This is a genomic window from Pedobacter fastidiosus (assembly GCF_014306625.1).
GTDB lineage: Bacteria > Bacteroidota > Bacteroidia > Sphingobacteriales > Sphingobacteriaceae > Pedobacter > Pedobacter fastidiosus.
Genome location: NZ_JACRYL010000012.1, coordinates 172,027 through 184,638, shown reverse-complemented (window position 1 = coordinate 184,638; position 12,612 = coordinate 172,027). Strand labels below are relative to the sequence as shown.

General features: G+C 34.8%; 16 protein-coding genes. 12 read left to right on the top strand and 4 right to left on the bottom strand.

Annotated features, from left to right (window positions below; translation table 11 throughout):
* The first annotated feature begins 24 nt into the window (after positions 1-24).
* The 6 genes from H7U22_RS14885 to H7U22_RS14860 all read left to right on the top strand — a co-directional run bounded on the left by H7U22_RS14885 (position 25) and on the right by H7U22_RS14860 (position 5,338).
* Entirely contained in the window at positions 25-633 is a 609-nt protein-coding gene (locus H7U22_RS14885; protein WP_187072126.1) for a class I SAM-dependent methyltransferase, read from the top strand.
* Positions 634-663: 30 nt separating this feature from the next.
* Entirely contained in the window at positions 664-885 is a 222-nt protein-coding gene (locus H7U22_RS14880) for a VF530 family protein (protein ID WP_187072125.1), read from the top strand.
* A 77-nt stretch (positions 886-962) separates the two neighbouring features.
* Positions 963-1,349, top strand: coding sequence for an MmpS family transport accessory protein (locus H7U22_RS14875; protein ID WP_187072124.1), 387 nt, complete (start codon positions 963-965; stop codon positions 1,347-1,349).
* 121 nt (positions 1,350-1,470) lie between these two features.
* Positions 1,471-1,641 carry a hypothetical protein gene (locus H7U22_RS14870; protein ID WP_187072123.1) on the top strand — a complete coding sequence of 57 codons (171 nt, stop codon included), beginning with the start codon at positions 1,471-1,473 and terminating at the stop codon, positions 1,639-1,641.
* Between the two features lie 322 nt (positions 1,642-1,963).
* A complete protein-coding gene (locus tag H7U22_RS14865; protein WP_187072122.1) occupies positions 1,964-4,780 on the top strand; it encodes a TonB-dependent receptor in 2,817 nt (938 codons plus the stop codon).
* Between the two features lie 99 nt (positions 4,781-4,879).
* The gene (locus H7U22_RS14860) at positions 4,880-5,338 is read left to right on the top strand and encodes a hypothetical protein (protein WP_187072121.1); all 459 of its coding nucleotides are present in this window, start codon (positions 4,880-4,882) and stop codon (positions 5,336-5,338) included.
* 1 nt (position 5,339) lies between these two features.
* On the opposite strand, the gene H7U22_RS14855 is transcribed toward H7U22_RS14860, so the two are convergent.
* Together H7U22_RS14855 and H7U22_RS23310 are read right to left on the bottom strand one after the other, a co-directional pair.
* Positions 5,340-6,242 carry a prohibitin family protein gene (locus H7U22_RS14855; RefSeq protein WP_187072120.1) on the bottom strand — a complete coding sequence of 301 codons (903 nt, stop codon included), beginning with the start codon at positions 6,240-6,242 and terminating at the stop codon, positions 5,340-5,342.
* A gap of 146 nt (positions 6,243-6,388) precedes the next feature.
* Positions 6,389-6,517, bottom strand: coding sequence for a hypothetical protein (locus H7U22_RS23310; protein ID WP_262890366.1), 129 nt, complete (start codon positions 6,515-6,517; stop codon positions 6,389-6,391).
* A 236-nt stretch (positions 6,518-6,753) separates the two neighbouring features.
* Between H7U22_RS23310 and rpsL the strand changes: the two genes are divergently transcribed.
* The 5 genes from rpsL to H7U22_RS14830 all read left to right on the top strand — a co-directional run bounded on the left by rpsL (position 6,754) and on the right by H7U22_RS14830 (position 10,736).
* On the top strand, positions 6,754-7,167 hold the full coding sequence (gene rpsL, locus H7U22_RS14850) for a 30S ribosomal protein S12 (protein WP_029278631.1): 414 nt from the start codon (positions 6,754-6,756) through the stop codon (positions 7,165-7,167).
* Between the two features lie 17 nt (positions 7,168-7,184).
* Positions 7,185-7,652 carry a 30S ribosomal protein S7 gene (gene rpsG / locus H7U22_RS14845; protein WP_187072119.1) on the top strand — a complete coding sequence of 156 codons (468 nt, stop codon included), beginning with the start codon at positions 7,185-7,187 and terminating at the stop codon, positions 7,650-7,652.
* Positions 7,653-7,783: 131 nt separating this feature from the next.
* Positions 7,784-9,898, top strand: coding sequence for an elongation factor G (gene fusA, locus H7U22_RS14840; RefSeq protein ID WP_187072118.1), 2,115 nt, complete (start codon positions 7,784-7,786; stop codon positions 9,896-9,898).
* 142 nt (positions 9,899-10,040) lie between these two features.
* Entirely contained in the window at positions 10,041-10,346 is a 306-nt protein-coding gene (rpsJ, locus tag H7U22_RS14835) for a 30S ribosomal protein S10 (RefSeq protein WP_008244591.1), read from the top strand.
* A gap of 138 nt (positions 10,347-10,484) precedes the next feature.
* Positions 10,485-10,736: a hypothetical protein gene (locus tag H7U22_RS14830; protein WP_187072117.1), complete on the top strand. Its 252-nt coding sequence runs from the start codon at positions 10,485-10,487 to the stop codon at positions 10,734-10,736.
* A 1-nt stretch (position 10,737) separates the two neighbouring features.
* On the opposite strand, the gene H7U22_RS14825 is transcribed toward H7U22_RS14830, so the two are convergent.
* Positions 10,738-11,400 carry a response regulator gene (locus tag H7U22_RS14825; RefSeq protein WP_187072116.1) on the bottom strand — a complete coding sequence of 221 codons (663 nt, stop codon included), beginning with the start codon at positions 11,398-11,400 and terminating at the stop codon, positions 10,738-10,740.
* A gap of 447 nt (positions 11,401-11,847) precedes the next feature.
* Between H7U22_RS14825 and H7U22_RS14820 the strand changes: the two genes are divergently transcribed.
* Positions 11,848-12,129, top strand: a complete 282-nt coding sequence (locus tag H7U22_RS14820; RefSeq protein ID WP_187072115.1) for a hypothetical protein — start codon at positions 11,848-11,850, stop codon at positions 12,127-12,129.
* Between the two features lie 270 nt (positions 12,130-12,399).
* Here H7U22_RS14820 and H7U22_RS14815 read toward each other — a convergent pair whose 3' ends face one another.
* A complete protein-coding gene (locus H7U22_RS14815; protein ID WP_187072114.1) occupies positions 12,400-12,594 on the bottom strand; it encodes a YtxH domain-containing protein in 195 nt (64 codons plus the stop codon).
* Positions 12,595-12,612: the final 18 nt, after the last annotated feature.

Genomic DNA, 12,612 nt, shown 5'->3' with positions numbered 1-12,612 from the left:
GGCTTTTTTTTGCATTTTCATAATATGGAAAACGGTAATCGAGAAAATGTTTACGAGGTTTATGATAAAATTGCCGAATGGTTTTCAGAAAATAGGTATTCTGGATTAATGGAGAAATACTACTTGGATAAAATGATTGCTCTTTTAAACAAAGGAGCAACAATTTTAGATTTAGGCTGTGGAACCGGAAAGCCAATTTTAGAATATCTATTTAGCAATAAGCTTGAAGTAACTGGAATTGACGCAAGCCATAAGATGATTGAAATTGCTAGAAAGAATTTTCCAACCGTCCAATTTATCTTGACAGATATGCGGAAACTTTCTCTTAATAAAAAATTTGATGCATTAATTGCATGGAACAGCTTTTTTCATTTGCCGGCAGAAGACCAACCAAAAATGTTTGATATTTTTGCAGCACATCTTAATCCGAAAGGAATATTGTTGCTTACATCTGGCGCCGAAAAAGGGGAGGTTTGGGGATTAAATGGTGGCGAAAACCTTTTTCATGCTTCGTTGAATACAGCAGATTATCAATCGCTTTTAACGGCGAATAATTTTGAAGTTTTAGAGCATAAAATTAACGATCAAAGCTGTGGTGGCGCAACCGTTTGGATGGCGCAATATAATCCTTAAAAATTTTGTTAAATAATATAACTTTGCGCAATGGCCGAAGAGCAAAAAAACAATCCTTTACATGGCATTACGCTAGAAAAAATAGTTACCGATTTGCAAACGCACTATGGCTGGGAGAAACTGGGTGCGTTAATTAAAATAGATTGTTTTAATAATAATCAAACTATAAAATCGAGCTTAAAGTTTTTGAGAAGAATGCCTTGGGCACGCAAAAAGGTAGAGGAACTGTTCTTAGATACTTTCCATAAATAATCTCCAAGTATTTTATTTTAAAAGTCATGCAACCTGAGTAAAGATTATCTCGTCATCTTTACTTAAACCCAATTAACATGAAGAATTCTATCGTTTGCCTGCTATTGATGCTTGTAATGAGCAGTTGCAATATGTCGCTCTATCTTAATAAAAAAGGCGTTATTGATGTTCCTAAAAAAGAAAGTTATCAAGTTACTTATAAAACCAGTTTGCGTTCAAGCATTGTTGCTAAGATTAGTTATACAGATGAATCTGACCGAATTCAGAAAGTTGATAATGTAACTGGAGATTGGGAAAAGACTGTTACATTAAAAGCAGGTAAACACGTGAAAATTAAAATTGTAGCCACGGGCGATGTTAAAGTACCTACAGATTTCAAAGTGCTTGTTGATGGCAAGATAATTTCTGAACATACTTTGAACGGTAAAAAATCTAAATTCAGTTTCAGTTTCGATTTGCCATAACTTATTTCTGCTCGAAAAATTTATTATTGAATTGATGTTATAGTTCATCAATTCTTCATGAAGTATTTGGAGATTTATTAAACAATTAACAAGGTTTATTAATCAATAATCAAAGAGCAAAATGAAAGCAATTAAAATTTTAATGATCGCCCTTGTAGCAGCCTTTACCGTAAATACAGTAAGCGCACAAACCCCTACACCTGCTAAAGTAAAAACTGAAAAAGTACATGTTAAAAAGGTGCACAAAAAACATCACAAGCATCACAGTAAAAAATCTGCAGCTAAAATGTAGTATTAAATAAAAATAGATTAGAAAGCCATTCAATTTAAAACTGAGTGGCTTTTTTGTTGATATTATTCTTTGGGGGAATGATTAATTTGCAACGATCGCTTGCATCAAATACCTCTTTGGTAAAATGCTTCTTAGAAAGCACTAAATGCTGATTTCGCTCAGCCCAAAAGGCCTTTAGCTAAATACCGGTAAAATTTCTGAAAAAGATTTTGATTAAAAAAATCATTTTTATCTGTCACATTTTAAAATTTCTTGTGTCTTATGGTTGTTAGTGACTTAATAAACTAACCATCAAGCCAAACAAAAAACTAAAATTTCAGATATGAAAACCTATTTATTAGCCGTTCTATGTATTTTATCTACGAAAGTCTTCGCACAACAAGGGGATCGTATCACTGGTAAAATTGTCGAATCTAAAACCAATCTCCCATTAGAATATGCTGGAATTATATTGTCGAATAAAACAGATTCGACTAAAAAAGTTGGTGTTGTAACCAATAAAGATGGAGAATTCGTTTTCACTTCAGTTGCCAATGGCGATTATAAAATTAAAATTTCTGTAATTGGTTATAACGCCATCACAAAAAACATAACAATAAGTGGCAAACCCTATAATATGGGAACGCTAAAGTTGGAAGAAGACGCCATTTCACTTAAAGATGTTGCGGTTAACGGTCGGTTTGCAACGGCTACGGTTAAAAAGGATACTATAGAATTTAATGCCGATGCCTATAAAACAAAACCAAATGCTGCGGTTGAGGATCTATTGAAAAAACTTCCTGGTGTTACGGTTGATAAGGATGGAAGTATTTTGGTGCAGGGACAAAAAGTTACGCGTTTAACGGTTGATGGTAAAGATTTTTTTGGAACAGATCCGAAAACTGCAACTAAAAATCTTCCTGCTGATGCTATTGCAAAAGTTCAATTGATCGATAGCAAAACCCAAGAAGCGAAAGCAACAGGAATAGATGATGGCCAGCGGGAAAAGGTATTGAATTTAACCATTAAGGAAGATAAGAAAAAAGGTTGGTTCGGAAACGTAAATGCATCTGGTGGTACAACCGATAAGTATAATGGATATTTAAGTGCGAATCATTTTAATAAAAATCTTCAGTTTGCTGTTTTAGGCATGAGCAATAATACTAACGATGCAAGTTTTGGTTACGATGATTTGAGCAGTTTTAGCGGAGGGAATATCGGTAATATTTTTTCTCCACCTGGAGGTGGAAACTTCTCCATAAACAACAATAATGGTAAAGTAACTGTAGGTGGAAGTGGTGTTTTTGATAATAATGCCATCGGGTTATATACCACACATAGTGGAGGTGTAAATTTTAGCAACTCTTGGGGCAAAAACAATAAACTCGCCTTAAGCGCTAGTTATTTTACCTATTTCTCCTCTGGTTTGGGAGATAAATTGTCCAATATTCAGGATCTAAATTCAACTGATATTTTACGTACTTTGGATAATACCAACAGAAATAGCGATAACCAAGCACATCGTTTTAATTTTAAAGCAGAGTATCATCCAGATTCTTTAACCGATATCGTTCTACGTCCAAATGTAATTTTAAACAATACCACCAACATCAATAATAGGTTCTTCAATTCTGCTTTTGATGCAACAGGAAAAGCAAATGATGGAACTCAATATTACAATCAGCACAACTTTACCCCAGCCTTATTTGGAGAGTTTTCTGTATTAAGGAGATTGGGAGATAAGAAAGGATCAATTTCCATTCGCTTAAATGCCACCAGTAATACCTATAATTCCGATTGGCTAAATCAGTCGGTTTTAAACCAGTATGCAAACGGAGGAACAACCGTTACCAAGATTAATCAGCAGGCTAATCAAGAAAACGATTCGAAAAATTACACCGCAAACGCAAATTATGCAAGGCAGTTCAATACAAAATGGAGCGGAAATGTAACTTACGGATACACTAAAAGTATAATCAATGCAGAGCAGGCTACTTTCGATTATAATGCAACTACAGATCGATATGAAACCGTTGTGCCATCTTTAACCAATACTTTCGATAACAATAATAGTCTAAAAGTTGCCGGGTTGGGATTTATCTACACCGGAAAAGACTGGACATATAACTTTGGTGTAAATGCACAGGAAAGTAAATTGAATGCGAATATTTTCAGCAATACGGGTGGAAATATCGATAATATCGAAAAATCGTATTACAATCTTTTGCCAAGGTTGACCGTTAACTTTAAAAACAAGGCCAACCAAACCATCGCGATTAATTATAGAGCAAGTGTAAATCTACCATCGGTAACTGATTTACAACCTGTTCAAAATAATACGAACCCACTATATCAGCGTTTAGGAAATCCAGATTTAGAAGCTCGAAAAAGCCATCGTTTATCGGTAAATTTTAACACTTTTAGTGCAGATAACAACCATTATTGGAACGGCTATTTCCTTTATAATTTAGCTTTTGACGATACAGGAAACAACATTACTTACAGTAACGGAATTCAAACCGTAAAACCAATAAATGTTGACGGAAACTATTATTTAAGAGCGGGAACATTTTTTGGGATGCCTTCGAAATTGAAAGGCTTACGCATGAATTATGGCCTGAATTTATTTACTGAACATAGAACGAACTTTATCAGTGATGTTAAAAATATCACCAACAGATATGAAGCTGGGCCTAATTTAAATTGGAGTTATGATGTTGATGATAAGTTTAATGCTAGTATTTATGCCTACGTAGCCTACACTAAAGTAAATAACTCGGCAGAAACTGCAATTGATAATAAATATTTCACCTTAAATAATGACCTCAGCCTGAGTTATGAGTTTATTAAAGATTTAAGAATTGAAGCTGATTTAAATCATGTTGGTTCTGCAGGAAGAGCCGATGGCTTTAACAATAACTATTTTTTGCTAAATGCTGGGATCAATAAATATGTAATGCAACGCAGAATTACAATAAGCTTTAGGGGTTTTGATATTTTAAAACAGAATACAAGTATAGATAGAATTGTAAATAGCAGTAGGATAGAGGATGTTCGGTACAACAACATAACCAGATATTTTTATCTTTCGTTAAACTATAAATTGACAAAGGTTGGTCCGAAAGGCGCAAGAGGAAATCCGCGAAACACCGTGAATTAATTTTTGCTTGGAGTAATTATAATCCGTAGCGGTAAAACGTTATGGATTTTTAATTAACAGCTTAAATTTTATCTTTGGGAGAACATCTGCACAAAAACTATGAAAAGAGCTCTACCCATTATTTGCCTTCTTTATTTAATTACCACTTTTTCTGCCTGTAAGAAAGGGCAGATCAAAAATTTAAATAGTATCGGCTACGGAACATCTTTCGGAGAGTGTATCGGCTATTGCTCCAACAATTTAACCATTAGCGATTTAAAGGTTGTGTTTTCTAAATCAAAACATGGACAAGCTCCAGATACAAAAACCTGCACCAAAAGCATTTCTGAAGATGAGGTTAATGCAATAAAAGATTTATTGAATGCTGATAAAATTTCGGCTTTGCCGGAGGTTATCGGTTGCCCGGATTGCGCAGACGGTGGTGCAGAATATGTTGCCATTAATGCAGATGGAAAACAGTATAAAATTATTTTCGAATACGGTAAGGCACCAAAAGAATTGGAAGCTGCAGTTGCGAAATTAAAAACACTAAAAGAAAGTTTTAAGGATTGTAATTAAGTTAGTTTCCTAAAATTATGGGTGCACTTTTGCCGTTACCCATAATGATTACTTTGGCATTTGGAGATTTTGCAATTTCTTTTTGCGCTAGAATGGATTCATATTGTAACTGTTTATCGCTTAAGCCAGTAGAAAGAATTTTTTGATAATCAGCTATTCCTTGAGCTTCAACACGTTTACGTTCTGCTTCCTGACGCTCTTTCTGAAGTACAAATGTCATTTTTTGAGCATCTTGTTCTGCGTTGATTTTAGATTCTATGCTTGCTTTAACAGATGCGGGCAAGGTGATGTTTCTAACCAACAGTTGCTCTAACTCTAAACCCCTTTTGGAAAAGCTTTTATTTATTGTGGCAAATATTTTGGCTTGAAATTCATCGCGTTTGCTCGAATATAAGGCAACTGCATCATAAGAAACTGCATTATCTCTTATCGCTGTTCTGGAAACCGGGCGCACAATTTTTTGTAGATAATCCGTTCCTATTTCTTTTAATATATCAGGCGCAGAACTCGCCTTTACTCGGAACAATACAGAAAGATCGATTACAACTTCCAAACCATCGGCAGATAAAACGCGGAGTGCATCATCACCTTCCTTGTTTCCCTCATCATGAACGCCAGACATGGTATAATTTTGTGTTTTTACATCAAAAGGTGTAACCTCGGCAATTGGATTAATTACGTTTAAGCCACTATATAAAACTTGATTATCTACTTTTCCGAATACAGTTTTAACCCCAACCTCTCCAGCGTCAATTACCTTAAACATGGAAAGAGATAGGCCGATAAGCACGGCTATCACGCCAACAATTTTTATAATATTTCCATAACGGCTGGCCGGATTGTTTGGAGTGGACAAGACAAAGCCTATAATTAGAATAATAATACCTACAATACTTAAGAACATATAATTTAATTTATCTGATTAAAGATATACTATTTAATAGGATGTTAGAAAAAAAATAAATTTGCCCTTTTTTATCCCTATAAATCTTTTCTTCGTAACCTTATGCCGTTCACCATAACCGATAAAACTTCGAATTACTTTCCCACCTAAACCCGATCTTCGCGGAAAGCTGCCGTCCCGATAGCTATCGGGATTTCATCGGCACTTGCAGCATTAGCGGGACTGAACTTAACCCAAGAATTACTGCAATTGCTTTCCAAAAAAAATAGAATCATCTAACGATTAAGATGCTGAAATAAATTCAGCATAACGAGTGTACGACTTGGGTTTACCTGAAAATTGCAACTGCTTAATCTTCAACTTAAAACTAAAATCTTCTTGCTCCAAATTTTTTCTCCTAACCCCTTGATTTTTAAAAAGAATTGTTCTACTTTTGCAGTCCGTTTTATGGGCTATCTGTAAGGAAGCCGGGGGAGCGGGAAATAATTAAATAAAAAATTAAAAAAGCACAATGCCAACCATTCAACAATTAGTTAGAAAAGGTAGAGTAGCACTGGAGTTCAAGAGTAAGTCTCCAGCGTTGGACAGCTGTCCACAGCGAAGAGGTGTATGTACACGTGTGTACACCACTACCCCTAAAAAACCAAACTCAGCAATGCGTAAAGTAGCCCGTGTTCGTTTAACGAACGGTAAAGAGGTTAATGCATACATTCCTGGAGAAGGTCACAACTTACAAGAACACTCAATCGTTTTGATCCGTGGTGGTCGTGTTAAAGATTTACCAGGTGTACGTTATCACATCATTCGTGGTGCATTAGATACATCAGGTGTAGCTGGTCGTAACCAACGTCGTTCTAAATATGGTACTAAACGTCCTAAACCAGGACAGGTAGTTGCGGCACCAACAAAAGGTAAAAAGAAATAATCGGGAGGAAATAAGAAATGAGAAAGTCAAAACCAAAAAAGAGAATTATTCTTCCTGATCCAAAATTTAATGATATTCAGGTAACTCGTTTTGTAAACAATATGATGTACGATGGAAAAAAATCTATCGCTTATTCTATTTTTTACGATGCTGTTGAAATTGCTGAGAAAAAAGCAGGTGAAAGCGGTTTAGAGATATTTAAACGTGCTTTAACTAACATTATGCCAGCTGTTGAGGTTAAATCTCGCCGTGTTGGTGGTGCTAACTTCCAGGTTCCAACTGAGGTTAGACCAGAGCGCAAAACAGCTTTAGGTATGAAATGGTTAATTTTATACGCTCGTCGTCGTGGTGAAAAAACCATGAAAGAGAAATTAGCTGGTGAAATTGTAGCTGCTGCTAAAGGTGAAGGTGCTGCTGTTAAGAAGAAAGAAGATACGCACAAAATGGCTGAGGCTAACAAAGCGTTCTCTCACTTCAGATTCTAGTAATTAGGATTAACAGATTAGTAAGATTACACAGATTTAATTAGAAGATTATACTGATTAGATAAATTACACCGATTTGTTTTTACATAATCGGTGTAATCATTTAAAATCAGATAAATCAAAAACATAAGATGGCAAGAGATTTAAAATTTACAAGAAATATTGGAATCGCGGCTCACATTGATGCAGGTAAAACTACAACAACAGAGCGTATCCTTTATTATGCTGGTGTTAGTCATAAAATTGGTGAAGTGCACGAAGGTGCTGCAACAATGGATTGGATGGCGCAAGAGCAAGAACGTGGTATCACGATCACTTCTGCAGCAACTACGGTTGAGTGGAAATACAGAGGTCAGGCTTACCACATGAACATTATCGATACACCAGGACACGTAGATTTTACCGTTGAGGTAAACCGTTCGTTACGTGTATTAGATGGTTTAGTGTTTTTGTTTTCTGCGGTTGATGGTGTTGAGCCTCAATCAGAAACTAACTGGCGTTTAGCTAACAACTATAATGTTGCTCGTATTGGTTTCGTTAACAAAATGGACCGTTCTGGAGCTGACTTCTTAAAAGTTGTTAAGCAAGTTAAAGATATGTTAGGTAGTAATGCAGTTCCATTGCAATTACCTATCGGTGCTGAAGACGGATTTAAAGGTGTGGTTGATTTAATTAACAACCGTGGTATTGTTTGGAATGAGCATGATAAAGGTATGACCTTTACTGAAGTGCCTATTCCAGAAGATATGATTGATGAAGTTGCGGAGTGGAGAGAGAAATTATTAGAATCAGTTGCTGATTATGATGAGTCTTTAATGGAGAAATTCTTCGAAGATCCAAACTCTATTACTGAACGCGAAATTCTAGATGCTTTACGTGCTGCTGTTTTAGATGCTAAAATTGTACCTATGGTTTGTGGTTCATCTTTCAAAAATAAAGGTGTACAAACTATGCTTGATTATGTGATGGAATTATTGCCTTCACCTATGGATAGCGAAGGTGTTATTGGTACTAACCCAGATACAGGTGCTGAAGTTTTATTAAAACCAAGCATTAATGAGCCGTTTGCAGCTTTAGCATTTAAAATTGCAACCGACCCATTTGTAGGCCGTTTATGTTTTATCCGTGTTTACTCGGGTAACCTAGAAGCAGGTTCTTACGTTTACAATACGCGTTCAGAAAACAAAGAACGTATTTCTCGTATCTTCCAAATGCATGCTAACAAGCAAAATCCTGTGCCTAATGTGGCTGCTGGTGATATTGCTGCGGTAGTTGGATTTAAGGATATTAAAACAGGTGATACACTTTGTGATGAGAAACACCCGATCATTCTTGAATCAATGAACTTCCCTGAGCCAGTTATCGGTTTAGCTATTGAGCCTAAAACTCAAGCTGATGTTGATAAATTGGGTATGGGTTTAAGTAAATTGGCTGAAGAGGATCCTACATTTAGAGTTCAAACTGATCAAGAAACTGGTCAAACTGTAATCTCTGGAATGGGTGAGTTACACTTAGATATTTTAATTGACCGTTTAAAACGCGAATTTAAAGTTGAGGTTAACCAAGGTGCACCACAAGTAGCTTACAAAGAAGCAATTTTCGGTACAACAACACACCGTGAAACATACAAAAAACAATCAGGTGGTCGTGGTAAATTTGCTGATATTTCGGTAATTATCTCTCCAATTGATGCTGATTTCGAAAAAGGTGGCTTACAATTCGTAAACGAAATTACAGGTGGTTCAATCCCACGTGAATTTATTCCTTCGGTAGAAAAAGGCTTTGCAGCTTCTATGGCTAATGGTGTTTTAGCTGGTTATCCACTTCCTGATATGAAAGTTCGTTTAACGGATGGTTCATTCCACGCAGTCGATTCAGATGCTTTATCATTTGAACTTGCAGCTAAAATGGCTTACCGTGAGGCTTTACCTAAATGTAAACCTACTTTGATGGAGCCAATCATGAAAATCGAAATCTTAACCCCTGAAGAAAACATGGGTGATGTTATCGGTGATATGAACCGTCGTCGTGGTCAATTATTAGGTATGGATACCCGTAATGGATCTCAGGTAATTAAAGCAACTGTGCCTCTTTCTGAAATGTTTGGTTATGTAACTCAATTACGTACAATCACTTCAGGACGTGCAACTTCTACAATGGAATTTGACCATTATGAAGCTGCGCCTAAAAACGTACAGGATGAAGTAATTGCTAAATCAAAAGGTAAAGTTAAGTCTGACGACTAATTCAGCCCCTCCCCATAAAGGAGGTAATTAAGTTTAATATTGCACTTGCTACCTCCCTCTCCTCTGGAGAGGGTCGGGGGTGAGGCCTAATCCGATCTTTTGTTATTAATAGCTCTAACAAGGATCATAATTAAAATAGAAAATGAGCCAAAGAATCAGAATTAAATTAAAATCTTACGATTACAATTTAGTAGATAAATCTGCTGAGAAAATCGTAAAAACTGTTAAGCCTACGGGTGCAGTTGTAAGTGGACCAATTCCACTTCCTACAGAGAAAAAAATCTTTACTGTTTTACGTTCTCCACACGTAAACAAAAAAGCAAGAGAGCAATTCCAATTATGCGCTTACAAACGCTTATTAGATATTTATAGCTCTAACTCTAAAACAGTTGATGCTTTAATGAAACTTGAATTACCTAGCGGTGTTGAAGTTGAAATCAAAGTTTAATTGATTTTAAAAGAACTTAAAAGTCTCGATGCAAATCGAGACTTTTTTTTTGCTTTAGAATTTATTTGTTCCCTTAATCTCATATTAATATAAACAAATAGAGTGCTTAGTGGTTATTAATATTAACATCGAATTATTATGAAAAAGCATAGCAAAGAAGATTCAGAAGAAATTGTTGAGGGGCAGGATTTTGCTAATCCAAAGGAAGAATTATTAAAGAAACCTTCCTCACATGGTGAAGTTGGAAATCTGCAAGGAGGAGATTTTTCTGATTTGGAACAAAGTAGAATGGAACATCCACCTAAGCACAGAGATGAGAATGGTTCGGAAAAAAGCGATTCTGATCATACCAAAGGTGTTAATCAATCTACTGGTATAGACAAGGAATAAATTAATCTATAATTCCGTTTCTTACCACAAAATTAATTAGAGCTGCTGTATTTTTTTTTCCAGTCTTATCCAACAAGCTCTGTCTATTGCCTTCAATAGTTCTTTTACTTGTAAAAAGCTTTTCGGCAATCTCACTATTTGTAAAGCCATCAGCAATTAGAGCAAGTATTTCTATTTCTCTTTTGGAAAGCTCTATGTCTGGTTTTAAAATGCTTGATGGACCAATTGCAAATCTCCCACGAGACTGAGCCAAAAGCTTAATTGTTATGGCTGTACAAACATATTTATAACCTAGAGCCACATTTTTAATTGCAAAAATCACTTCTTCAATATTTACATTTTTAAGCAAAAATCCACTAGCTCCCGCATCTAATGATTGCGAAACATAATTTTCATGATCTAGCGTTGTTAGAATAATAATTTTAACTTTTGGATATCGTGCCCTTATAATTGTTGTGAGTTCTATGCCATTAATCCCCGATAGATTAATATCAGTTACAATGATATCTGGCTGTAAGCCCGCCTTTAACTGATTAATAACATCTGTGCCGTTTGAGGCTTCTGAGATAATTTCTATTGATGATTCATTTCTCAATAAAGAAATAATCCCGTTGCGCACAATTGTGTGATCATCAGCGAGTAATACTTTTATTGGAATTTTCAATTTTTTAAAAAGTTGAAGAATATGTGTTTATGCCAAATATCGAAATAATAACTACGCTTAATATTTGAGTAAGTACGCAAAATATGCGTATAAATACTTATTAAGCGGTTTTTCTAAAGGAGATTGTTAAAGAATGGAATCGTATCTAGTGCTAAGGATTAATTTATTTTTTGCTTTTAAAAACAGCAATCAGGAAAGTAAATTCAATTTAGGTATAATGCGGTGGCGCTGTGTTTTTAAGAATTATTAAATTCCACCTAATTAAAGGGTTTTAGTGGTAGGAATTACAGATTAAGTAGAATTACCTAATAAATAAAAACGCTATAGGCACGAATAGATGCAAAATCAGTAATTTTTATATTTTATTTTTTTAACCAAGTTATAAATCTCAACTAAACTTTTTTTAACTATTAAATGTTATTAGCTAAAGCTTATAAAGACGTTGTTATGAATACTGGAGAAGAAAATAATTTGATTAATCCCGATAAGGCAAAAAATGAGGCTCAAAATATTGAATGGGATAACGGAGATCCAACATATGGTCATGCCATTAACCCTTCGGGGTTTAAAAGGAAAAATGAACCTGACGAAGAACATTTAAAGGATATTGAAGAATTAAGTAAATTGGATGTTAATGAAGAACTAAAAAATTCCAACCTATCAAAAGATTCTGATGTTGGAAACAGGAATAGTGAAGATGAAAAAGGAGTTGGTGGAAAAGGCTTATAAAAAAAGAGGGATCATTCAAATGATCCCTCTTTAATAGGAATGACTTTTCCGGTAGATGGAAAATTAATTTAGAATTCAACAACTCAAAATTTTAATCAAGAAACTGAATTTCAGCTCTAAATTGTTTAGTTAAAGTGATTTTTGGTTTAATCTTGTCGCGAATCCTAATAATACTTCAAAATTGCTCATCTTAAGCGAATTCTACAATGGATGTTGAAACAAAATTATTGACATATATCAAATAAATAAATCAATTTTCATCAATTATATTCAATATAAATCACTGGTTTGGGTATAATCATTCTTTACTTTATTTCCGTATTCTTTTGCTTTATTGATAAAATCTGGTGCGTTCTCTTTAAAATCATCAACTAATGATTTTCCATCAGTTTCTCTCTTTTTGGTTGCATATTTAAAACCGTAAACGGCTGCTGCACCAAGTATTGCATATTTTAATAAGCTCATAATTTTAATATTTTTAGT

Coding starts and splice junctions, on each gene's coding strand:
- rpsJ (WP_008244591.1), top strand. CDS start 10,041: ATGAGCCAAAGAATCAGAATTAAATTAAAATCTTACGATTACAATTTA.
- rpsL (WP_029278631.1), top strand. CDS start 6,754: ATGCCAACCATTCAACAATTAGTTAGAAAAGGTAGAGTAGCACTGGAG.
- H7U22_RS14870 (WP_187072123.1), top strand. CDS start 1,471: ATGAAAGCAATTAAAATTTTAATGATCGCCCTTGTAGCAGCCTTTACC.
- H7U22_RS14885 (WP_187072126.1), top strand. CDS start 25: ATGGAAAACGGTAATCGAGAAAATGTTTACGAGGTTTATGATAAAATT.
- H7U22_RS14880 (WP_187072125.1), top strand. CDS start 664: ATGGCCGAAGAGCAAAAAAACAATCCTTTACATGGCATTACGCTAGAA.
- H7U22_RS14865 (WP_187072122.1), top strand. CDS start 1,964: ATGAAAACCTATTTATTAGCCGTTCTATGTATTTTATCTACGAAAGTC.
- H7U22_RS23310 (WP_262890366.1), bottom strand. CDS start 6,517: ATGATTCTATTTTTTTTGGAAAGCAATTGCAGTAATTCTTGGGTTAAG.
- fusA (WP_187072118.1), top strand. CDS start 7,784: ATGGCAAGAGATTTAAAATTTACAAGAAATATTGGAATCGCGGCTCAC.
- H7U22_RS14855 (WP_187072120.1), bottom strand. CDS start 6,242: ATGTTCTTAAGTATTGTAGGTATTATTATTCTAATTATAGGCTTTGTC.
- H7U22_RS14815 (WP_187072114.1), bottom strand. CDS start 12,594: ATGAGCTTATTAAAATATGCAATACTTGGTGCAGCAGCCGTTTACGGT.
- H7U22_RS14820 (WP_187072115.1), top strand. CDS start 11,848: ATGAATACTGGAGAAGAAAATAATTTGATTAATCCCGATAAGGCAAAA.
- H7U22_RS14875 (WP_187072124.1), top strand. CDS start 963: ATGAAGAATTCTATCGTTTGCCTGCTATTGATGCTTGTAATGAGCAGT.
- H7U22_RS14860 (WP_187072121.1), top strand. CDS start 4,880: ATGAAAAGAGCTCTACCCATTATTTGCCTTCTTTATTTAATTACCACT.
- rpsG (WP_187072119.1), top strand. CDS start 7,185: ATGAGAAAGTCAAAACCAAAAAAGAGAATTATTCTTCCTGATCCAAAA.
- H7U22_RS14830 (WP_187072117.1), top strand. CDS start 10,485: ATGAAAAAGCATAGCAAAGAAGATTCAGAAGAAATTGTTGAGGGGCAG.